The following is a 20,323-nucleotide window of genomic DNA, read 5'->3' as shown; positions in this document are numbered from 1 at the left end:
CCCGGCGGTACGCCGGGCAACGCCCCCCTCTCTCCTTACGCGTGGGGAGAGGGTTGGGGTGAGGGAAACGCCTGACCCCAGCCCTCTCAGGTAAAAACATTAATTGAAGGTTAATACTATGAAAGCATTACATTTTGGCGCAGGTAATATCGGTCGTGGCTTTATCGGCAAACTGCTGGCGGACGCGGGGATACAGCTGACGTTTGCGGATGTAAATCAGGTCGTGCTCGATGCCCTGAATGCCCGTCATAGCTACCAGGTTCATGTGGTCGGCGAGAATGAGCAGGTCGATACCGTTTCCGGCGTTGACGCCGTCAGCAGCATCGGCGACGAAGTTGTAGAGCTGATTGCCAGCGTGGATCTGGTGACCACCGCCGTCGGCCCGGTCGTGCTGGAACGCATCGCCCCGGCGATTGCCAAAGGCCTGGCCAAACGTAAGGCGCAGGGGATTACCGCCCCGCTGAATATCATCGCCTGCGAGAACATGGTCCGCGGCACCACCCAGCTGAAGGGTCACGTTTTTAACGCCCTCGCCGAAGAAGACAAAGCCTGGGTTGAAGCCAACGTCGGCTTCGTTGATTCCGCCGTTGACCGCATCGTTCCGCCGTCGGCTTCCGCCACTCACGATCCGCTGGAAGTCACCGTGGAAACCTTCAGCGAGTGGATTGTCGATAAGACCCAGTTCAAAGGCGAACTGCCGAACATCCCAGGTATGGAATTAACCGATAACCTGATGGCATTTGTCGAACGTAAGCTATTCACCTTAAACACCGGACATGCTATAACCGCCTACCTCGGAAAACTGGCGGGTCATCAGACGATTCGCGACGCGATTCTTGATGAGCACATTCGCGCCGTGGTCAAAGGCGCCATGGAAGAAAGCGGCGCGGTGCTGATCAAACGCTATGCCTTTGATGCGCAAAAGCACGCCGCTTACATCCAGAAAATTATCGGTCGTTTTGAGAACCCGTATCTGAAGGATGACGTTGAGCGCGTTGGCCGCCAGCCGCTGCGCAAACTGAGCGCGGGCGACCGCTTAATTAAGCCGCTGCTCGGTACGCTGGAATACGGCCTGCCGCACCGCAATCTGGTGAAAGGGATCGCCGCTGCCATGCACTTCCGCAGCGAAGAAGACCCGCAGGCGCAGGAACTGGCGGCGCTGATTGCCGAGAAAGGCCCACAGGCCGCGCTGGCGCAGATTTCGGGTCTGGACGCAGCAAGCGAGGTGGTGGCGGAAGCCGTTAACGACTATAACGCCACCAAATGAGGCAAGACCTGGCGCGGTCCGAACCGCGCCCATTACTCATGTCAGATATGCAGGCAATAATGGAAGAAACACAGGCATTTGAAAACCGTGTGCTTGAACGTCTGAATGCTGGCAAAACCGTAAGAAGCTTCCTGATCGCCACCGTTGAACTGCTGACGGAAGCGGTCAATATTCTGGTGCTTCAGGTATTCCGTAAAGACGACTACGCGGTGAAATACGCAGTGGAGCCGTTGCTGGACGGCGACGGGCCGCTTGGCGACCTTTCTGTACGCCTGAAGCTGATTTACGGCCTTGGGGTGATTAGCCGCGCCGAATATGAAGACGCTGAACTGCTGATGGCCCTGCGCGAAGAGCTGAATCACGACGGTAATGAGTATAGCTTTACCGACGATGAGATCCTCGGACCGTTTGGCGAGCTGCACTGCGTCGCCGCCCTGCCGCCCACGCCGCAATTTGATGAGAGCGATGCTGAACTGCTGGCAATGCAAAAGCTGCGCTACCAGCAGGTCGTACGTTCCACAATGATGCTATCTCTGACCGAGCTGATTTCTAAAATCAGCTTAAAAAAAGCCTTTCAAAAATCAACGCTCTGATTCTGGCTCTTGCTGGTCGCACGTCGGCCGATAAAGCTGACGATAATACTCAAGACGCCGCAGAAATAGCGCTTCTTTATCTGCCGGGATATCCGGCGGTATATGCTGCAAACGCGGAGATTTTTTTAGATATTCCATAAAAGCCTGACTTGAAGCCATAAAATCTACGGCTTTATCAATAATGCGCGGTACGCTGTCGCCTATTTTCGCCATCACGCTCTCCTCTTTTGGGGGAATGATCCTATTAAGGATTAGCCAAAAACAGGGTTTCAGATGAGGAAAACGTGCTGAATGGCCGTCAGGCTTCACAGAAATGAATATTCGCCAACTCTGGGTTAAAATGATTTTTATGTTCAATAAGTTATAATATGCCGCTGCGGTTGTTATGAGCAAAAAACGGCGACGTTTTGATAAATAACTACCCACAACCCAAGCGACAGCACATACTATAGTCTGATAACGCCCCTTTCTTAATAGATTAAGCCACCATGAAAGAAGTCGAAAAAAACGAAATTAAACGTCTGAGCGATCGTCTCGACGCTATCCACCACCAGCAGGCCGACCTGTCCCTGGTCGACGCCGCAGAAAAATACGCCGAGCTGGAAAAAGAGAAAGCCACCATTGAGACGGAACTCGTTCGCCTGCGTGAGGTTCAGGGCCAGAAGCTGAGCAAAGAAGCGCAAAAGCTGATGAGCATGCCGCATCGCCGCGCCATCACCAAAAAAGAGCAGGCCGATATGGGTAAGCTCAAGAAAAGCGTACGCGGTCTGGTTGTTGTCCACCCGATGACCGCGCTGGGCCGCGAAATGGGCCTCAAAGAGATGACCGGCTTCGCCAAAACCGCGTTCTGATATCTTCATCCCGTGAATCTCCCGGCTCGCGCTACGCTTAGCCGGGCTACGGGTTCACCGCCGTCTGCGGACCGGTAGCCCGGACAGATGCGCAGCATCGCCTCCGGGACAGGCTCTGTTTCAAACGTCATTCCCCACTAATTGGCCCTACCAATGTTTTCTTAAATCGTCCAATGGTTCACATATCCATCATTTTTCGTCACAGACATATTGCTCATCAATAACATTTGATTAACCATTCGTTGTCGTTAATCCTACAATCGCAATTTGGCTGGGCCAGTTTTACAAATGATGTGACCTGCTAAGAGCGCAAGACTCAGCACGGCATCATAACGGCCCGATGGAGACCTGCATGAACCTCTGGCAACAAAATTACGATCCGGCCGGCAACATCTGGCTATCGAGTCTTATCGCATCGCTACCGATTCTGTTTTTCTTTTTTGCCCTGATAAAGCTCAAGCTGAAAGGGTACGTTGCCGCGACCTGGACCGTGCTCATTGCGCTCTCGGTCGCTCTGCTGTTCTACAAAATGCCGGTTGACCACGCGCTGGCCTCCGTCATCTACGGCTTCTTCTACGGCCTGTGGCCAATCGCGTGGATTATTATCGCCGCGGTCTTCGTCTATAAAATCTCGGTGAAAACCGGGCAGTTCGACATTATCCGCTCATCAATTTTGTCGATTACCCCGGATCAGCGTCTGCAAATGCTGATTGTCGGTTTCTCCTTCGGCGCGTTCCTCGAAGGGGCCGCCGGTTTTGGCGCGCCGGTCGCCATCACCGCAGCGCTGCTGGTGGGGCTCGGCTTTAACCCGCTGTATGCGGCGGGCCTGTGTCTGATCGTTAACACCGCGCCGGTCGCATTTGGCGCGATGGGCATTCCGATTCTGGTCGCCGGACAGGTGACGGGCCTCGACAGCTTCGAAATCGGCCAGATGGTTGGCCGTCAGCTGCCGTTCCTGACCATCATCGTCCTGTTCTGGATCATGGGGATTATGGACGGCTGGCGCGGCATTAAAGAGACCTGGCCTGCGGTCATGGTCGCCGGCGGCTCCTTTGCTATCGCTCAGTACCTCAGCTCTAACTTCCTCGGCCCGGAGCTGCCGGACATTATCTCTTCGCTGGTATCGCTGGTCTGTCTGACGCTGTTCCTCAAACGCTGGCAGCCGGTACGCATCTTCCGCTTCGGCGATATGGGCGCATCGCAGGTCGATATGAACCTGGCCCGCACGCATTACACGCCGGGACAGGTGATTCGCGCCTGGTCGCCGTTCCTGTTTCTGACCGCGACGGTGACCCTGTGGAGCGTGCCGCCGTTCAAAGCGCTCTTCGCCCCCGGCGGCGCGATGTACGATTTTGTGATTAATATTTCCGTGCCGTTCCTCGACAAAATGGTGGCCCGCATGCCGCCGGTGGTTAGCGAAGCCACGCCGTACGCTGCGGTCTATAAGTTTGACTGGCTCTCCGCCACCGGCACCGCCATCCTGTTCGCCGCGCTGCTTTCCATCGTCTGGCTACGCATGAAGCCGAAAGACGCGATCTCGACCTTTGGCAGCACGCTGAAAGAGCTGGCGCTGCCGATTTACTCCATCGGCATGGTGCTGGCGTTCGCCTTTATTTCCAACTATTCCGGTCTATCCTCAACGCTGGCGCTTGCGCTGGCACACACCGGTCATGCATTTACCTTCTTCTCGCCGTTCCTCGGCTGGCTGGGGGTATTTCTGACCGGTTCGGATACCTCGTCTAACGCGCTGTTTGCCGCGCTGCAGGCCACGGCGGCCCAGCAGATTGGCGTCTCCGATATCCTGCTGGTCGCAGCGAACACCACCGGCGGCGTAACCGGGAAAATGATCTCTCCGCAGTCTATCGCCATCGCCTGTGCGGCGGTCGGCCTGGTAGGTAAGGAGTCCGATCTGTTCCGTTTTACCGTCAAACACAGCCTGATTTTCACCTGTATGGTCGGCGTTATCACCACGCTGCAGGCGTATGTCTTAACCTGGATGATCCCGTGATAGTGATGCCAAAACGCCTTGCCGACGACGTCGCCCGTCGCGTGCGGGCGCTGATTGAAGAACAACAGCTGGAGGCGGGCATGCGATTGCCCGCCGAACGCCAGCTGGCGGCGCAGCTGGGCGTATCGCGCAATTCGCTGCGCGAAGCGCTGGCGATGCTGGTCAACGAAGGGGTGCTGCTCAGCCGTCGCGGCGGCGGCACCTTCGTGCGCTGGCAGCACGAAGCGTGGTCGGAGCAAAACATCGTTCAACCGCTGAAGACGCTGCTCTCCGACGACCCCGATTACAGCTTTGATATCCTCGAAGCCCGTCACGCCATCGAAGCCAGTACCGCCTGGCATGCGGCGATGCGGGCAACCGATGCCGAAAAAGAGAAAATCCGCCTCTGCTTTGAAGCCACCCAAAGCGAAGACCCTGACCTGGCCTCGCAGGCCGATGTCCGCTTCCATCTGGCGATCGCCGAAGCGTCGCACAACGTGGTGCTGCTGCAAACCATGCGCGGTTTTTTTGACCTTTTACAGTCCTCAGTCAAGGAGAGCCGCCAGCGGATGTATCTCGTCCCGCCGGTCTTTGCTCGCCTGACCGAACAGCACCAGGCGGTCATGGAGGCGATTATCGCCGGTGACCCGGAAGGTGCCAGACAGGCGATGATGGCCCATTTGGGCTTTGTTCACGCCACCATCAAACGCTTTGATGAAGACCAGGCCCGCCAGGCGCGAATTACCCGCCTGCCCGGTGACCATAACGAAAATTCCAGGGAGAACTTGTGATGATTATTTCCGCCGCCAGCGACTACCGCGCCGCCGCACAGCGTATCCTGCCACCGTTCCTGTTCCACTATATCGACGGCGGCGCTTACGCCGAGCACACCCTGCGCCGCAACGTTGAGGACCTGTCCGACGTCGCGCTCCGCCAGCGCATTCTGCGCAATATGTCGGACCTGAGCCTGGAAACCACCTTATTCAACGAGAAGCTGGCGATGCCAACGGCGCTGGCGCCGGTTGGGCTGTGCGGGATGTACGCCCGCCGCGGTGAAGTGCAGGCCGCTGGCGCGGCGGATGAAAAAGGTATTCCGTTTACCCTCTCTACCGTTTCCGTCTGCCCGATTGAAGAGGTCGCCCCGACCATTAAGCGCCCGATGTGGTTCCAGCTGTACGTCCTGCGCGACCGCGGTTTTATGCGCAATGCGCTGGAGCGGGCGAAGGCGGCGGGCTGTTCAACGCTGGTCTTTACCGTCGATATGCCGACCCCCGGCGCGCGCTATCGCGATGCTCACTCCGGGATGAGCGGCCCGAACGCGGCAATGCGCCGCTACTGGCAGGCGGTGACCCATCCGCAGTGGGCATGGGACGTCGGGTTAAACGGCCGTCCGCACGATTTGGGCAACATCTCCGCCTACCTCGGCAAGCCGACCGGTCTGGAGGATTATATCGGCTGGCTGGCGAATAACTTCGATCCTTCGATTTCCTGGAAAGACCTTGAGTGGATCCGCGACTTTTGGGACGGCCCGATGGTGATCAAGGGGATCCTCGATCCGGAAGACGCCCGCGATGCGGTGCGCTTCGGCGCTGACGGGATCGTTGTTTCCAACCACGGCGGCCGCCAGCTCGACGGCGTGCTCTCTTCCGCTCGCGCCCTGCCCGCAATTGCCGACTCGGTTAAAGGCGATATTACAATTCTTGCCGACAGCGGTATTCGCAACGGCCTTGATGTGGTGCGGATGATTGCCCTCGGCGCCGATAGCGTGCTGCTGGGCCGCGCTTATCTGTATGCGCTGGCCACGCACGGCAAACAGGGCGTCGCCAATCTGCTGAACCTGATCGAGAAAGAGATGAAAGTGGCGATGACGCTGACCGGTGCGAAAACCATCGGCGAAATCAGCCGTGAATCTTTAGTCCAGAACGCCGATGCGCTGCGGACCTTTGATGCGATCAAAGCAGGAAACGCGGCGGTTATCCCTGCCCCTCTCCCACAGGGAGAGGGAACCGTCCGGCAGGCGGGTTAACGTCCTCGTCAGGCCATCCGGCTCACAGGCCGGCGCCGGTTTTCTCCCGCTCCCTTTCCGGGAGAGGAGCGGGGTGAGGGTTAGCCAAATATCTGCTATTCTGCCCCCGCAATTAAGGGGGCAGCATGCTTAACATCGTCTTATTCGAACCAGAAATCCCGCCAAATACCGGGAATATCATCCGCCTGTGCGCCAACACCGGCTTCAATCTGCATATTATCGAACCCATGGGTTTTGCCTGGGATGATAAGCGTCTTCGCCGCGCAGGTCTGGATTACCACGAGTTTGCTGCCGTCCAGCGCCATGGTGATTACGCCGCCTTTATTGAAAGCGCAAAGCCGCAGCGCCTGTTCGCCCTGACGACCAAAGGCACGCCGGCGCACAGCGCGGTAAGCTATCAGGACGGCGATTTTCTGCTGTTTGGCCCGGAAACCCGCGGACTGCCGGGCAGCATTCTTAATGCTCTGCCGGCAGAACAAAAAATCCGTATTCCGATGATGCCGGACAGCCGCAGCATGAACCTGTCAAATGCGGTGTCGGTGGTGGTCTATGAAGCCTGGCGCCAGCTGGGCTATCCCGGCGCGGTGCTGCGCAGCTGAGCTCGCTTTCTCCCGGAGGCGGCGCGTAGCGCCTGTCTGGGCTACCAGACAGCGCTCGGTTTTGTAGCCCGGATAGATGCGCAGCATCGCCTCCGGGAAATCAATCAAATACCGTCGCCGTACTCGAAGGTATGGTGTATGCCGTTAAAGTGCTGATCCATATCCATCGCGGGCTTATCGCTCTCCGGCTTGCCCACAATGCGGGCGGGAACGCCTGCGGCGGTAGTATGCGGCGGCACCGGCTGTAGCACCACCGAACCCGCGCCGATTTTTGCCCCGCGCCCGACTTCGATATTGCCGAGGATTTTCGCCCCGGCGCCAATCATCACTCCTTCGCGAATTTTCGGATGACGATCGCCGCTGGTTTTACCGGTACCGCCCAAGGTCACGGATTGCAGAATCGATACGTCGTCTTCAATCACCGCCGTTTCGCCGACGACGATGCCGGTGGCGTGGTCCAGCATGATCCCGCGACCAATCTTCGCCGCCGGGTGGATATCCACCTGGAACGATACGGAAACCTGATTTTGCAGGAAGATCGCCAGCGCCCGACGCCCCTGATTCCACAGCCAGTGGCCGATGCGATAGGCCTGCAGCGCGTGGAATCCTTTCAGATAGAGCAGCGGGGTGGAGTATTTATCCACCGCCGGGTCGCGCGTTCGCACCGCCTGAATATCGCAGGCGGCGGAGGCGATCATTTCCGGGTCGGCGGCGTAGGCCTCTTCCACCACTTCACGAATCGCGATGGCGGGCATGATCGGAGAAGCCAGTTTATTCGCCAGCATATAGCTCAGGGCGCTGCCGAGATTTTCGTGCTTGAGTAGCGTGGCGTGGTAAAAACTGGCGAGCATTGGCTCACAGTCAGCTAAAGCCCGAGCTTCGGCTTTAATATTATTCCAGACGATATCCAGTTCTTCACACGGCATTGCTGACTCCAGACGATATAATAATGACCGGCCAGTTCTTTGCTGGCCGGGTCATTCAGGTGATCCAGGTTCCATCGCAGTTAGTTGCTACGCTCGTCCTTGCGTGCACGACCTAATAAGGTCAATGCTGCCTCGCGCGCAATTTTTCCGCAATACAATACCTGATAAATTTCCTCGGTTATTGGCATTTCGACGCCTAAACGCTGCGCCAGAACGCGAACCTCTTTGGTATTGCGATAGCCTTCAACCACCTGGCCAATCTTCTCCTGCGCGCTTTGCACATCCATGCCCTGACCGAGCATCATGCCGAAGCGGCGGTTACGCGACTGGTTATCGGTGCAGGTGAGCACCAGATCGCCTAAGCCCGCCATCCCCATAAAGGTCTCCGGATCGGCGCCCAGGGCCTCCCCGAGGCGCGACATCTCAACCAGCCCGCGGGTAATCAGCGCGGTACGCGCGTTGGCGCCAAAGCCGATGCCGTCAGACATGCCGGCGCCGATAGCGATGACGTTTTTCACCGCCCCGCCGAGCTGCACGCCGATAAAGTCCGGGTTGATATAGACGCGGAAGCTCTTGCCGCAGTGCAGCAGGCTTTGCAAATCGTCAGCGAACTGCGGATCCGTCGACGCCAGCGAGATCGCCGTCGGCAGGCCTGCCGCCAGCTCTTTCGCGAAGGTGGGGCCGGAAATCACCGCCAGGGGGATAGCGTCGCCCAGCGCTTCACGGGCCACGTCCTGCAGCAGGCGCCCGGTTTCCGCTTCCAGACCTTTCGTCGCCCACACCAGGCGAGCGTCGGGGCGCATCAGCGGTTTAATCTGCCGCAGCACCTGGCCGAAAACGTGGCTCGGCACGACGACGAGGATATCGCGGCTGGCCGCCAGCGCGGTCGCCAGATCGCTTTCCAGATGCAGCGTGTCGGGGAAAGGAACGTCAGGAAGAAATGCGGCGTTGCAGCGGTCGTGCTGCAGCGTCGCAATATGTTTCGGGTCATGGCCCCACAGCACAACGTGGTGGCCATTTCTTGCCAGGGTGATGGCAAGAGCGGTGCCGTAAGAGCCGGCACCGATCACAGTCATTGCAGCGTTAAGCGCGTTCATCAGGCATCCTGATGTTGTTCAGCACCTTCGCCAGCCTGCTGCTGCAGATAGTTCATAAACAGCGCATCGAAGTTCACTGGCGCAAGGTTCAGTTGCGGGAAGGTGCCGCGAGAAACCAGGCTGGTGATGCACTCACGCGCGTACGGGAACAGAATGTTCGGGCAGTATGCGCCGAGGCAGTGCGCCATCTGGGTGCCGTCGATGCCTTCGATGGAGAAAATACCGCCCTGCTGTACTTCGCACAGGAATGCGGTTTCTTCGCCCAGAGAGGCGGTTACGGTCACGCGCAGCACCACTTCATACACGCCTTCAGCCAGCTGGCTGGAAGCGGTATCCAGATCAAGTTTAACTTCCGGCTGCCAATCTTTCTGGAAAACTTGCGGCGCGTTCGGCGCTTCAAAAGAAATATCTTTGGTGTAGATGCGCTGAATCTGGAAAGTCATTTCGGTGCTGTTTTGTTCTGACATAGTAAAACCCTTTCGTGTTGTCCTTAAGTACGCCCGTCCAATGGGGATGAGCGCAAAAATTAGCGCAGGAGGGGATCGAGTCCACCACGTGAATCAAGCGCGTACAAGTCGTCACAGCCGCCAATGTGCTGCGCATCAATAAAAATCTGCGGAACCGTCGTTCGACCGCTGCGCTGAATCATCTCTTCACGCTTCGCAGCATCGCCATCGATAGGCAACTCGTTGAACGTCACGCCCTTGCTGTTCAGCAGCGCTTTTGCACGTACGCAGAACGGGCAGGTCGCTTTGGTATAGATATCAATATTGGCCATGACTTCACTCCTGTTTTTACCCCCGAGAGTTTTACGCCGCAGGCGTTGTTTTCCCGCTGACGAATAGCCGCCGCAGGGAAAACCGCGCTACGCCATAAAGACGCGGGTAAATTATTTACCGCGTACCAGCGGAAGGTTCTCGCCGCTCCAGCCAGCGATGCCTTCTTTCAGTACGAAGACCTTTTCAAAACCGGCTTTGTTCAGCGCGCTGGCGGGTTCTTGCGCCTGCATACCTGAGCCGTCTACCACTATAATGGGTTGTGCTTTGTGCTTTTCCAACTCGCCGACGTTATTTGCTTTGATATCGCTCGGCAGCAGGTTAATAGAACCCGCAATGTGGCCTTTACGGAAATCGTCACGCTGACGCAGGTCGACAACCACGGCATCTTCTTTGTTGATCAGGCGCGTCGCTTCACCGCGGGTGATGACTTTAACTTTCGACATCAGCCCTTTAAAGGTGGTGAACAGCACCGCCACCAGCAGCGCGACCCACGCGATGCTCAGGACGGGGTGACGGCTGATGAATTGCATAATTTCTTGCATGGGGGGTTACAACTCCCGACTAAGTGATAAAAAAACCAGGGAAGGAGTATACCTGTGCATTGCGGCAAATACAGCCAGTGAGCGCGATGTAATGTATTTTCTGCGGCCCGTCACGAAAAAAAACCGCTCTCGCCGCGGCAATGCGCTCTGGCCGCCCTCTTTCTTTGATCTTTTACGGTGATTTGATCGATTCAGCTGTAGTAAAATTACGCAAATTTTCTGTCTTTGAGCATGAGGTTGTCGCAATGTCGGTTTCTAAAAAACCTATGGTACTGGTGATTCTGGATGGCTATGGCTACCGTGAAGACCAGCAGGATAACGCTATTTACAGCGCCAAAACCCCTGTTATGGACGCACTGTGGGCGAAACGTCCGCATACCCTGATTGATGCTTCAGGCCTGGAAGTCGGTCTGCCGGATCGTCAAATGGGCAACTCCGAAGTGGGCCACGTCAACCTCGGCGCGGGCCGTATCGTGTATCAGGATCTCACCCGCCTGGACGTTGAAATCAAAGAACGTACCTTCTTCGCCAACCCGGTACTGACCGGCGCGGTCGATAAAGCCGTTGCCGCAGGCAAAGCCGTGCATATCATGGGCCTGATGTCTCCGGGCGGCGTCCACAGCCACGAAGACCACATCATGGCGATGGTTGAGCTGGCAGCCGAACGCGGCGCGGATAAAATCTATCTGCACGCCTTCCTCGACGGCCGCGATACTCCGCCGCGCAGCGCTGAAAAGACGCTGGCGAAATTCGAAGACAAATTTGCCGCGCTGGGCAAAGGCCGCGTTGCCTCGATCGTTGGCCGCTACTACGCCATGGACCGCGACAACCGTTGGGACCGCGTTGAGCAGGCTTACGATCTGATGACCCTGGCAAAAGGCGAGTTCCAGGCCGATACCGCCGTTGCGGGCCTGCAGGCCGCTTATGCGCGCGATGAAAACGATGAGTTCGTGAAAGCGACCGTTATTCGCGCTGAAGGCCAGGCCGATGCGGCGATGGAAGACGGCGATGCGCTGATTTTCATGAACTTCCGCGCCGACCGCGCGCGCGAAATTACCCGCGCCTTCGTTAACGCCGATTTCGACGGCTTCGCCCGTAAGAAAGTGGTGAACCTCGATTTCGTCATGCTAACCGAGTACGCCGCGGACATCAAAGTCGCCTGCGCTTATCCGCCGGCATCTCTGGTGAACACCTTCGGCGAATGGATGGCGAAGAACGACAAAACCCAGCTGCGCATCTCCGAAACTGAAAAATACGCTCACGTAACCTTCTTCTTCAACGGCGGCGTTGAAGAGCCGTTCAAAGGCGAAGAGCGCATTCTGATCAATTCACCGAAGGTCGCCACCTACGATCTGCAGCCGGAAATGAGCTCCGCTGAGCTGACCGAAAAACTGGTTGCCGCCATCAAGGGCGGTCAGTTCGACACCATCATCTGTAACTACCCGAATGGCGATATGGTTGGCCACACCGGCGTAATGGAAGCCGCCGTTAAAGCGGTCGAAGCGCTGGATGACTGCATCGACCAGGTGAGCAAAGCCGTTGAATCCGTTGGCGGACAGCTGCTGATCACCGCAGACCACGGCAACGCCGAGCAGATGCGCGATCCGGCCACCGGCCAGGCGCACACCGCGCACACCAACCTGCCGGTTCCGCTGATTTACGTTGGCGATAAAAACGTCAAAGCGGTCAACGGCGGCAAACTTTCCGACATCGCGCCGACCATGCTGACGCTGATGGGAATGGAAATCCCGCAAGAGATGACTGGCAAGCCGCTGTTCATCGTGGAATAATCCTTCCCCATGAGGGGAAAGGCGACGTATTCAACTACATGGATCGCAACGGCAGTTCGATCCGTCTTTTACGCCAGCGCGCTTAGCGCTGGCGTATTGCTGTGCGCCGCATCTGCTCACGCCGACGATCGCGACCAGCTTAAATCCATTCAGGCCGATATCGCCGCTAAACAGCGGGCGATTAAGCAGCAGCAGCAGCAGCGCGCTTCCCTGGTCGCCCAGCTAAAAGCGCAGGAGGAGGCCATCTCCGCCGCCGCGCGCAAGCTGCGCGAAACCCAGGAAACGCTGAACCAGCTGAATAAGCAGATCGACGAAATGAACGCCGCGCTGGCCAAGCTGGAGCGTCAGCGCGCCTCGCAGGAGCGTAACCTTTCCGCGCAGCTCGACGCCGCGTTTCGTCAGGGGCCGCATACCGGCATCCAGATGATCCTCAGCGGCGAAGAGGGGCAGCGTAATCAGCGCTTGCAGGCCTACTTTGGCTATCTGAACCAGGCGCGCCAGGAAACCATCGCTCAGCTGAAGAAAACCCGCGAAGACGTGGCGGTGCAAAAATCGATGCTGGAAGAGAAACAGAGCCAGCAACAAACCCTGGTGTACGAACAGCGCGCCCAGCAGAGCAAGCTGGAGCAGGCGCGCAACGAACGTAAAAAGACCCTCGCCAGCCTGGAATCCTCCATTCAGCAAGGCCAGCAGCAGCTCAGCGAGATGCGGGCTAACGAATCACGCCTGCGCGGCCGTATCGCCCAGGCGGCGGCGGCGGCCAAAGCGCGGGCGGATCGCGAAGCCCGCGAAGCGCAGGATGTGCGCGATCGCCAGCAGGAAGCCTCGCGTAAAGGCACCACCTACAAACCTACCGAAAGCGAACGCTCGCTGATGTCCCGCACCGGCGGGCTTGGCTCACCGCGCGGCCAGGCATTCTGGCCGGTTCGCGGCTCAATTCTCCATCGCTATGGCGAACAGCTGCAAGGTGAACTACGTTGGAAGGGGATGGTTATCGCTGCGTCTGAAGGCACCGAGGTCAAAGCCGTTGCCGATGGTCGGGTTATTCTCGCCGACTGGCTGCAGGGCTATGGTCTGGTGGTGGTCGTTGAACACGGCAAAGGCGACATGAGTCTTTACGGCTATAACCAAAGCGCGCTGGTCAGCGTCGGCACTCAGGTCCGGGCGGGCCAGCCGATCGCTCTCGTAGGCAGCAGCGGCGGTCAGGGCCGTCCGTCGCTCTATTTCGAAATTCGCCGCCAGGGTCAGGCGGTCAATCCACAGCCGTGGTTGGGAAGATAAGTTTTGCTTCAATTTCGCAGAATTGCACTCGCGGTAACCGGCACGCTGGTTATGGCGTCGCCGGTATTTGCCGGCAAACTCTCCATTGTTATCGACGACTTTGGCTATCGTCCACAAACGGAAAACCAGGTGCTGGCGCTGCCCGCGACGATCTCCGTTGCCGTCCTTCCTAATGCGCCCCACGCCCGAGAAATGGCGACCAAAGCGCATAATCTCGGCCACGAGGTGCTCATCCACCTGCCAATGGCGCCGCTCAGCAAACAGCCGCTGGAAAAAGACACCCTCCGCCCGGATATGAACAGCAGCGAGATAGAGCGCATTATCCGCGAAGCCTACGGTAAGGTTCCGTACGCCGTGGGGCTGAATAACCATATGGGCAGCGCCATGACGTCGAATCTCTTCGGCATGCAGAAGGTGATGCAGGCGCTCGAGCGCTACAATCTCTACTTCCTCGATAGCGTCACCATCGGCAATACCCAGGCCATGCGCGCGGCGCAGGGCACCGGCGTAAAGGTGATTAAGCGTAAGGTTTTCCTCGACGATACCCAAAACGAAGCGGATATCCGCTATCAGTTCAACCGCGCTATCGCTTTAGCGCGGCGCAACGGTTCCGCCATTGCTATCGGCCACCCGCACCCGACGACGGTGCGCGTGCTGCAGCAGATGGTGTATAACCTGCCGCCGGATATCACTCTGGTTCGCCCGAGCAGCCTGCTCAACGAGCCGCAGGTGGATACCTCAACGCCGAACACCGCGCCGCCGTCCGTTCAGCCGCCGCGCAATCCGTTCCGCGGCGTGAAACAGTGCAAATCTAAGCGTCCGCCGGAGCCGGTCAACGCCAGCCGCTTCTTTACCATTCTGAGCGAAAGCATCACTCAGAGCACGCTGGTGCAGTATTACCAGCTGAAGTGGCAGGGCTGGGATAAGCCTACCAACTAAATCATCCGGGAGTCCGTGTGCTTATCCGCCGCGGATTCCGGCTTGTCCTGATGGGCATACCAGGCTTTAAAGTATTTAAGAAAGCTGTAAAAGGTCGCGTAAAGTCCGGTGACCACGCCAACCTTGCCCTTTCGCCACGCTCCGCTGAACAGATACCACTTAAAGAAAGCGCCAACCGCGCTGATCGCTCCGCGCGCAAGAGACGGCCTGATTTTCTGGTGTTTAACCAGCCGCGTGGTGTAGCTATTGAGCTTACTAAACACTTCATGCAGGGAGTAGAAGGTATCGTGGCGCACGAATCCCGGTAGCCGGGCAGAGTGCGTAAAGCCAACCACCTGATCGTCTACCGGCCGATCGTTGAACCTGGCGACGGAGCGGTTAAACAAGCGAACCGGGAAATCCGGCGATGATACCGGATAAATGGTGCGCACCTCTTCACCCAGCACGAACCAGTAGCGCGGCAGACGCCATGCGCAGGCGGGGTCCGGCTCATCGCCGGCCTTGAGCGCCAGAATTGCCGCCACCACCTCGTCGTCAAGGATCTCATCGCTGTCCACACACAGCACCCAGTCGTGGTGGGCCAGAGAGGTCGCATAATTCATCTGCGTACCGTGAGCGGTATAAGGATGATGGTGAACGGAGAGACCGAACTGTTGGCAAATCTGCAGCGTAGCATCCGTACTGCCTGAATCGACGACGATAAATTCATCAGCCACCCTGAGCAGCGGCGGTAACACCTCCCGTAATAAGCGGGATGAATTACAGGTCAATAAGCATACAGAAAGTTTAAGCATAATCTTTATAGGGTTAAACCATGGTTAAACTGACTGTATAAACGAATAGGCGAGAAATCGATTTAGAAAAAGTGCGGAGTGGATTAAGTATCACAAAATTGTAGGATAACTCTCAAAAAAGCGCCCGTGGGCGCTTTTTTACCATCCTGACCGGGGCGGAATTAATCCCAGCTGAGAATGACTTTGCCAGACTGGCCGGAGCGCATCGCGTCAAAGCCCTGCTGGAAATCATCAATGCCAAAGCGGTGGGTGATGATCGGCGACAGATCGAGCCCGGACTGGATGAGCGCGGCCATCTTGTACCAGGTTTCGAACATTTCGCGACCATAAATCCCTTTGATAAACAGCCCCTTGAAAATCACCTTGGTCCAGTCGATAGACATATCCGACGGCGGAATACCCAGCATGGCAATACGCCCGCCGTGGTTCATGGTATCGAGCATGGTGCGAAACGCCGGCGGCGCGCCGGACATCTCCAGACCCACATCGAAACCCTCGGTCATGCCCAGCTCGGCCATCACATCGTTAAGGTTCTCTTTCGCCACGTTCACCGCCCGGGTGACGCCCATTTTGCGCGCCAGCTCCAGGCGATATTCGTTAACGTCGGTAATCACGACGTTGCGCGCGCCAACGTGTTTCGCCACCGCGGCGGCCATCACGCCGATCGGGCCGGCGCCGGAAACCAGCACATCTTCACCGACGAGGTCGAATGAAAGCGCGGTATGCACGGCGTTGCCAAACGGATCGAAAATCGACGCCAGATCGTCAGAGATATTGTCGGGGATTTTAAAGGCGTTAAACGCCGGGATCACCAGATATTCGGCAAAACAGCCCGGACGGTTGACGCCGACGCCCGTCGTATTGCGGCACAGATGCGTACGCCCGGCACGGCAGTTACGGCAGTGGCCGCAGGTGATATGCCCTTCTCCGGAAACGCGGTCGCCCAGCTTAAAGCCGCGAACTTCCTGACCGATACCCACCACTTCGCCGACGTATTCATGCCCCACCACCATCGGAACCGGAATGGTCTTTTGCGACCACTCGTCCCAGTTGTAGATATGCACGTCGGTACCGCAAATCGCGGTCTTGCGAATTTTAATCAGCAGATCGTTGTGGCCGACTTCCGGTTCCGGTACGTCGGTCATCCAGATGCCTTCTTCCGCCTTCAGTTTGGATAACGCTTTCATCTCACACCCTCAGGCAATGACGCCCAGTTGTTTACCGATGCGGGTAAAGGCTTCCACCGCACGTTCAATTTGTTCAGGGGTATGCGCCGCAGACATCTGGGTACGGATACGCGCCTGGCCTTTTGGTACCACCGGGTAGAAGAATCCGGTGACGTAAATACCTTCTTTTTGCAGCTCGCGCGCGAACTGCTGCGCCACGGTGGCTTCACCGAGCATCACCGGGATAATGGCGTGATCGGCGCCCGCAAGGGTAAACCCTGCCGCGGTCATTTTTTCACGGAACAGGCGCGCGTTAGCCCACAGGCGATCGCGCAGCTCGCTGCCCGCTTCCACCATCTCCAGCACTTTGATGGAGGCGGCGACAATCGCCGGCGCCAGCGAGTTGGAGAACAGATACGGACGCGAGCGCTGGCGCAGCCACTCGACGACTTCTTTACGCGCGGCGGTATAGCCGCCGGACGCGCCGCCCAGCGCTTTACCCAGCGTACCGGTGATAATGTCGACGCGGCCCATCACGTCGCAGTACTCATGGGAGCCGCGGCCGTTTTCACCCACAAAACCCACGGCGTGCGAATCATCGACCATCACCAGCGCGTCGTACTTATCCGCCAGATCGCAGACGCCCTTCAGGTTGGCGATCACCCCGTCCATGGAGAACACGCCGTCGGTGGCGATCAGTACATGGCGCGCGCCGGCTTCACGCGCCTCTTTCAGACGGGCTTCCAGCTCCTGCATATCGTTGTTGGCATAGCGGAAGCGCTTCGCTTTACACAGGCGCACGCCGTCGATGATCGACGCGTGGTTCAGGGCATCGGAGATAATCGCGTCCTCTGCGCCGAGCAGGGTTTCAAACAGGCCGCCGTTGGCGTCGAAGCAGGAGGAGTATAGAATCGCATCTTCCATACCGAGAAAATCGGCCAGCTTCTTCTCAAGCGCTTTGTGGCTGTCCTGGGTACCGCAGATAAAGCGCACGGAGGCCATGCCGAAGCCGTGGCTGTCCATCCCGCTTTTCGCGGCGGCAATCAGTTCCGGGTGGTTCGCGAGGCCGAGATAGTTATTGGCGCAGAAGTTAATGACCTGGCTGCCGCCGACGGTGATATCCGCCTGCTGCGCCGAAGTGATAATCCGTTCTTCTTTAAACAACCCTTCCGCGCGCGCGGTATCCAGGTCATTGGTTAACTGTTTGTAGAAATCCCCACGCATTGCAACTCTCCAGATTCGGCAAAATTTGGCACATATTACCCTAAATAATTCGAGTTTCAGGAAGGCGGTGACGCAGCGAATCCCCAGGAGCTTACTCTGGTAAGTGACTGGGGTGAGCGAGGAAAACCAACGTACCTGTAACTTGAAGTATGACGGGTATATTACCTAAAGATATACGCTGATACGAGATGATGCATTACTGTATGAATTATTTGCAGCATAAATCACGAGTCCCTCTCTACCTTATCGGCGAATGGCTGAAGCCTTTCCGATGTAGTGATATGATAGGAGTATTCATGTCCGGATTGTCTCTGGACTACCAACTTCAAAGGTTACAGTTATGATCATCGTTACCGGCGGCGCAGGCTTTATCGGCAGCAATATCGTTAAGGCGCTGAATGACCAGGGTATTACCGACATTCTGGTCGTAGATAATCTGAAAGACGGGACCAAATTCATCAATCTGGTGGATTTGAACATTGCCGACTACATGGATAAAGAAGACTTTCTGATCCAGATTATGGCGGGCGAAGAGTTCGGCGATATCGACGCTATTTTCCATGAAGGCGCCTGCTCTTCCACCACGGAGTGGGACGGCAAGTACATGATGGATAACAACTATCAGTATTCCAAAGAGGTACTGCACTACTGTCTGGAGCGTGAAATCCCGTTCCTGTACGCCTCTTCCGCAGCGACCTACGGCGGCCGCACCAGCGACTTTATTGAATCCCGCGAATACGAGCAGCCGCTCAACGTTTACGGCTACTCCAAGTTTCTGTTTGATGAATACGTCCGTCAGATCCTGCCGGAAGCGAACTCGCAGATTGTCGGCTTCCGCTATTTCAACGTCTACGGGCCGCGCGAAGGCCATAAAGGCAGCATGGCCAGCGTCGCTTTCCATCTGAACACCCAGCTGAATAATGGCGAAAGTCCGAAATTGTTCGAAGGCAGCGACGGCTTCAAGCGCGACTTCGTCTACGTCGGCGACGTCGCGGCGGTGAACCTGTGGTTCTGGGAAAACGGCGTTTCCGGCATCTTCAACCTCGGCACCGGGCGCGCGGAGTCTTTCCAGGCCGTTGCAGACGCAACGCTGGCTTATCACCAGAAAGGCAGCATCGAGTACATTCCGTTCCCGGATAAACTCAAAGGCCGCTATCAGGCGTTTACCCAGGCGGATCTGACTAACCTGCGCGCAGCGGGCTACGATAAACCGTTTAAGACCGTTGCCGAAGGCGTAACGGAATATATGGCCTGGCTCAATCGCGACAATCATGCGAATTCATAAAATCATTCGAGCGGTATCAAGGCGGCAACTCAGTGATTCTCCGGGAGCTGACTAAAGTCAGTGACCGGAGGGAACGCAGGCAGCCAACGCAGAGACAGCTTGAAGGATGGAATGAATGAAAATATTGGTGGTTGGCCCGTCATGGGTGGGCGACATGATGATGTCGCAAAGTCTTTACCGTACGCTCAGGGCGCGCTATCCCCAGGCGATAATCGACGTGATGGCGCCCGCATGGTGCCGTCCGCTGCTATCGCGCATGCCGGAAGTCAACGAGGCGATCCCGATGCCGCTCGGCCACGGCGCGCTGGAAATCGGTGAACGGCGTAAGCTTGGGCACAGCCTGCGCGAACGTCGCTACGATCGCGCTTTCGTGCTGCCCAACTCGTTTAAATCGGCCCTCGTGCCGTTCTTTGCGGGAATACCGCATCGCACAGGCTGGCTCGGCGAAATGCGCTACGGCCTGCTGAACGATGCCCGTAAGCTGGATAAAGACGCCTGGCCGCTGATGGTCGAACGCTACGTCGGTCTGGCCTACGACAAAGGCGTGATGCGCTGCGCGAAAGATCTGCCGCAGCCGCTTCTCTGGCCGCAGCTGCAGGTGCATGAAGGCGAAAAATCGCAGGCCTGCAGCGCGTTTAATCTCTCAGCCGAGCGCCCGATTATCGGCTTCTGCCCCGGCGCAGAGTTCGGCCCGGCAAAACGCTGGCCGCACTATCACTACGCCGAGCTGGCGAAACAGCTGATCGACGAAGGCTTTCAGATCGTACTGTTTGGCTCCGCGAAAGACCACGAAGCGGGCAATGAAATCCTCGCCGCGCTCACGACCGAACAGCAGGCATGGTGCCGCAATCTGGCCGGCGAAACCCAGCTTGAGCAGGCCGTTATTCTGATCGCCGCCTGTAAAGCGGTGGTCAGCAACGATTCCGGCCTGATGCACGTCGCCGCGGCGCTGGACCGTCCGCTGGTGGCGCTCTACGGGCCCAGCAGCCCGGACTTCACTCCACCGCTATCGCACAAAGCGCGCGTGATCCGCCTGATCAGCGGCTACCACAAAGTGCGTAAAGGCGACGCCGCCGAAGGCTATCATCAGAGTTTGATCGACATTACGCCGCAGCGCGTACTGGAAGAATTAAACGACCTGCTGCTGGAAAAAACGGAACAAGAGGAAGCCTGACGG

At 57.4% G+C, this 20,323-nt stretch carries 21 protein-coding genes; 12 read left to right on the top strand and 9 right to left on the bottom strand.

All coding sequences use genetic code 11. The annotated features are described in order from the left end of the window. The first annotated feature begins 118 nt into the window (after positions 1–118). Entirely contained in the window at positions 119–1,267 is a 1,149-nt protein-coding gene (gene mtlD, locus ACESQ2_RS03480; protein ID WP_032751687.1) for a mannitol-1-phosphate 5-dehydrogenase, read from the top strand. Next, the gene (gene mtlR, locus ACESQ2_RS03475) at positions 1,264–1,860 is read left to right on the top strand and encodes a mannitol operon repressor MtlR (RefSeq protein WP_014227228.1); all 597 of its coding nucleotides are present in this window, start codon (positions 1,264–1,266) and stop codon (positions 1,858–1,860) included. Before mtlD ends, mtlR begins: the two co-directional genes overlap by 4 nt. Here mtlR and ACESQ2_RS03470 read toward each other — a convergent pair. After that, positions 1,849–2,073: a hypothetical protein gene (locus ACESQ2_RS03470; RefSeq protein WP_004855451.1), complete on the bottom strand. Its 225-nt coding sequence runs from the start codon at positions 2,071–2,073 to the stop codon at positions 1,849–1,851. The genes mtlR and ACESQ2_RS03470 overlap by 12 nt on opposite strands. 275 nt (positions 2,074–2,348) lie before the next feature. On the opposite strand from ACESQ2_RS03470, the gene ACESQ2_RS03465 reads away from it, so the two are divergent. From ACESQ2_RS03465 to trmL, 5 genes are all read left to right on the top strand, one after another. Next, on the top strand, positions 2,349–2,711 hold the full coding sequence (locus ACESQ2_RS03465; protein ID WP_004855454.1) for a YibL family ribosome-associated protein: 363 nt from the start codon (positions 2,349–2,351) through the stop codon (positions 2,709–2,711). Between the two features lie 352 nt (positions 2,712–3,063). Next, a complete protein-coding gene (lldP, locus tag ACESQ2_RS03460) occupies positions 3,064–4,719 on the top strand; it encodes an L-lactate permease (RefSeq protein WP_049069637.1) in 1,656 nt (551 codons plus the stop codon). After that, a complete protein-coding gene (gene lldR / locus ACESQ2_RS03455; RefSeq protein WP_049069638.1) occupies positions 4,716–5,489 on the top strand; it encodes a transcriptional regulator LldR in 774 nt (257 codons plus the stop codon). The genes lldP and lldR overlap by 4 nt, the downstream gene beginning before the upstream one ends. Next, positions 5,489–6,724 (top strand): FMN-dependent L-lactate dehydrogenase LldD, encoded by a 1,236-nt coding sequence (lldD, locus tag ACESQ2_RS03450; protein ID WP_373170186.1) that lies wholly within the window; start codon positions 5,489–5,491, stop codon positions 6,722–6,724. Before lldR ends, lldD begins: the two co-directional genes overlap by 1 nt. Before the next feature lie 125 nt (positions 6,725–6,849). Next, positions 6,850–7,323 (top strand): tRNA (uridine(34)/cytosine(34)/5-carboxymethylaminomethyluridine(34)-2'-O)-methyltransferase TrmL, encoded by a 474-nt coding sequence (gene trmL / locus ACESQ2_RS03445; protein ID WP_286115227.1) that lies wholly within the window; start codon positions 6,850–6,852, stop codon positions 7,321–7,323. Positions 7,324–7,427: 104 nt separating this feature from the next. Here the strand turns inward: trmL and cysE are convergent, their stop codons facing one another. From cysE to ACESQ2_RS03420, 5 genes are all read right to left on the bottom strand, one after another. Then, positions 7,428–8,249 carry a serine O-acetyltransferase gene (cysE, locus tag ACESQ2_RS03440; protein WP_004106845.1) on the bottom strand — a complete coding sequence of 274 codons (822 nt, stop codon included), beginning with the start codon at positions 8,247–8,249 and terminating at the stop codon, positions 7,428–7,430. Positions 8,250–8,329: 80 nt separating this feature from the next. Further along, positions 8,330–9,346 (bottom strand): NAD(P)H-dependent glycerol-3-phosphate dehydrogenase, encoded by a 1,017-nt coding sequence (gene gpsA / locus ACESQ2_RS03435; RefSeq protein ID WP_004855462.1) that lies wholly within the window; start codon positions 9,344–9,346, stop codon positions 8,330–8,332. After that, positions 9,346–9,813 carry a protein-export chaperone SecB gene (secB, locus tag ACESQ2_RS03430; RefSeq protein ID WP_004106849.1) on the bottom strand — a complete coding sequence of 156 codons (468 nt, stop codon included), beginning with the start codon at positions 9,811–9,813 and terminating at the stop codon, positions 9,346–9,348. The genes gpsA and secB overlap by 1 nt, the downstream gene beginning before the upstream one ends. Positions 9,814–9,872: 59 nt before the next feature. Beyond that, the gene (gene grxC, locus ACESQ2_RS03425) at positions 9,873–10,124 is read right to left on the bottom strand and encodes a glutaredoxin 3 (RefSeq protein ID WP_004106850.1); all 252 of its coding nucleotides are present in this window, start codon (positions 10,122–10,124) and stop codon (positions 9,873–9,875) included. 111 nt (positions 10,125–10,235) lie between these two features. Continuing rightward, positions 10,236–10,667, bottom strand: coding sequence for a rhodanese-like domain-containing protein (locus ACESQ2_RS03420; RefSeq protein ID WP_004126582.1), 432 nt, complete (start codon positions 10,665–10,667; stop codon positions 10,236–10,238). A 245-nt stretch (positions 10,668–10,912) separates the two neighbouring features. Between ACESQ2_RS03420 and gpmM the strand changes: the two genes are divergently transcribed. From gpmM to ACESQ2_RS03405, 3 genes are read left to right on the top strand one after another with little or no spacing between them, the layout of a single operon-like run. Further along, the gene (gene gpmM, locus ACESQ2_RS03415) at positions 10,913–12,457 is read left to right on the top strand and encodes a 2,3-bisphosphoglycerate-independent phosphoglycerate mutase (RefSeq protein ID WP_014227235.1); all 1,545 of its coding nucleotides are present in this window, start codon (positions 10,913–10,915) and stop codon (positions 12,455–12,457) included. Between the two features lie 9 nt (positions 12,458–12,466). Continuing rightward, entirely contained in the window at positions 12,467–13,738 is a 1,272-nt protein-coding gene (envC, locus tag ACESQ2_RS03410; protein WP_025107808.1) for a murein hydrolase activator EnvC, read from the top strand. Positions 13,739–13,741: 3 nt separating this feature from the next. After that, on the top strand, positions 13,742–14,677 hold the full coding sequence (locus ACESQ2_RS03405; protein WP_025107809.1) for a divergent polysaccharide deacetylase family protein: 936 nt from the start codon (positions 13,742–13,744) through the stop codon (positions 14,675–14,677). Here ACESQ2_RS03405 and ACESQ2_RS03400 read toward each other — a convergent pair. From ACESQ2_RS03400 to kbl, 3 genes are all read right to left on the bottom strand, one after another. Then, positions 14,674–15,471: a glycosyltransferase family 2 protein gene (locus tag ACESQ2_RS03400; RefSeq protein ID WP_049069640.1), complete on the bottom strand. Its 798-nt coding sequence runs from the start codon at positions 15,469–15,471 to the stop codon at positions 14,674–14,676. The two genes, ACESQ2_RS03405 and ACESQ2_RS03400, sit on opposite strands and share 4 nt — an antisense overlap. Before the next feature lie 161 nt (positions 15,472–15,632). After that, on the bottom strand, positions 15,633–16,658 hold the full coding sequence (gene tdh / locus ACESQ2_RS03395; protein WP_004855475.1) for an L-threonine 3-dehydrogenase: 1,026 nt from the start codon (positions 16,656–16,658) through the stop codon (positions 15,633–15,635). A 9-nt stretch (positions 16,659–16,667) separates the two neighbouring features. Beyond that, positions 16,668–17,861 (bottom strand): glycine C-acetyltransferase, encoded by a 1,194-nt coding sequence (gene kbl, locus ACESQ2_RS03390; protein ID WP_014227238.1) that lies wholly within the window; start codon positions 17,859–17,861, stop codon positions 16,668–16,670. A 340-nt stretch (positions 17,862–18,201) separates the two neighbouring features. Here kbl and rfaD point away from each other — a divergent pair, with 340 nt between their 5' ends. Both rfaD and rfaF read left to right on the top strand, forming a co-directional pair. After that, the gene (gene rfaD, locus ACESQ2_RS03385; RefSeq protein ID WP_014227239.1) at positions 18,202–19,146 is read left to right on the top strand and encodes an ADP-glyceromanno-heptose 6-epimerase; all 945 of its coding nucleotides are present in this window, start codon (positions 18,202–18,204) and stop codon (positions 19,144–19,146) included. Positions 19,147–19,261: 115 nt separating this feature from the next. Next, complete coding sequence (gene rfaF, locus ACESQ2_RS03380) at positions 19,262–20,320, top strand: ADP-heptose--LPS heptosyltransferase RfaF (protein WP_014227240.1); 1,059 nt, start codon at positions 19,262–19,264, stop codon at positions 20,318–20,320. Positions 20,321–20,323: the final 3 nt, after the last annotated feature.

Source organism: Klebsiella sp. Q11 (assembly GCF_964241505.1).
Lineage (GTDB): Bacteria > Pseudomonadota > Gammaproteobacteria > Enterobacterales > Enterobacteriaceae > Klebsiella > Klebsiella michiganensis.
The sequence above is the reverse complement of the archived record's forward strand: the minus strand, read 5'-3'. Positions and strand labels throughout refer to the sequence as shown.

Excerpts from the sequence above, each read along its gene's own strand:
- ACESQ2_RS03465 (WP_004855454.1), top strand. The coding sequence starts at position 2,349 with ATGAAAGAAGTCGAAAAAAACGAAATTAAACGTCTGAGCGATCGTCTC.
- secB (WP_004106849.1), bottom strand. The coding sequence starts at position 9,813 with ATGTCAGAACAAAACAGCACCGAAATGACTTTCCAGATTCAGCGCATC.
- cysE (WP_004106845.1), bottom strand. The coding sequence starts at position 8,249 with ATGCCGTGTGAAGAACTGGATATCGTCTGGAATAATATTAAAGCCGAA.
- ACESQ2_RS03420 (WP_004126582.1), bottom strand. The coding sequence starts at position 10,667 with ATGCAAGAAATTATGCAATTCATCAGCCGTCACCCCGTCCTGAGCATC.
- ACESQ2_RS03400 (WP_049069640.1), bottom strand. The coding sequence starts at position 15,471 with ATGCTTAAACTTTCTGTATGCTTATTGACCTGTAATTCATCCCGCTTA.
- gpmM (WP_014227235.1), top strand. The coding sequence starts at position 10,913 with ATGTCGGTTTCTAAAAAACCTATGGTACTGGTGATTCTGGATGGCTAT.
- lldD (WP_373170186.1), top strand. The coding sequence starts at position 5,489 with ATGATTATTTCCGCCGCCAGCGACTACCGCGCCGCCGCACAGCGTATC.
- grxC (WP_004106850.1), bottom strand. The coding sequence starts at position 10,124 with ATGGCCAATATTGATATCTATACCAAAGCGACCTGCCCGTTCTGCGTA.
- lldP (WP_049069637.1), top strand. The coding sequence starts at position 3,064 with ATGAACCTCTGGCAACAAAATTACGATCCGGCCGGCAACATCTGGCTA.
- tdh (WP_004855475.1), bottom strand. The coding sequence starts at position 16,658 with ATGAAAGCGTTATCCAAACTGAAGGCGGAAGAAGGCATCTGGATGACC.
- mtlR (WP_014227228.1), top strand. The coding sequence starts at position 1,264 with ATGAGGCAAGACCTGGCGCGGTCCGAACCGCGCCCATTACTCATGTCA.
- ACESQ2_RS03470 (WP_004855451.1), bottom strand. The coding sequence starts at position 2,073 with ATGGCGAAAATAGGCGACAGCGTACCGCGCATTATTGATAAAGCCGTA.
- rfaF (WP_014227240.1), top strand. The coding sequence starts at position 19,262 with ATGAAAATATTGGTGGTTGGCCCGTCATGGGTGGGCGACATGATGATG.
- envC (WP_025107808.1), top strand. The coding sequence starts at position 12,467 with ATGAGGGGAAAGGCGACGTATTCAACTACATGGATCGCAACGGCAGTT.
- gpsA (WP_004855462.1), bottom strand. The coding sequence starts at position 9,346 with ATGAACGCGCTTAACGCTGCAATGACTGTGATCGGTGCCGGCTCTTAC.
- mtlD (WP_032751687.1), top strand. The coding sequence starts at position 119 with ATGAAAGCATTACATTTTGGCGCAGGTAATATCGGTCGTGGCTTTATC.
- kbl (WP_014227238.1), bottom strand. The coding sequence starts at position 17,861 with ATGCGTGGGGATTTCTACAAACAGTTAACCAATGACCTGGATACCGCG.
- trmL (WP_286115227.1), top strand. The coding sequence starts at position 6,850 with ATGCTTAACATCGTCTTATTCGAACCAGAAATCCCGCCAAATACCGGG.
- rfaD (WP_014227239.1), top strand. The coding sequence starts at position 18,202 with ATGATCATCGTTACCGGCGGCGCAGGCTTTATCGGCAGCAATATCGTT.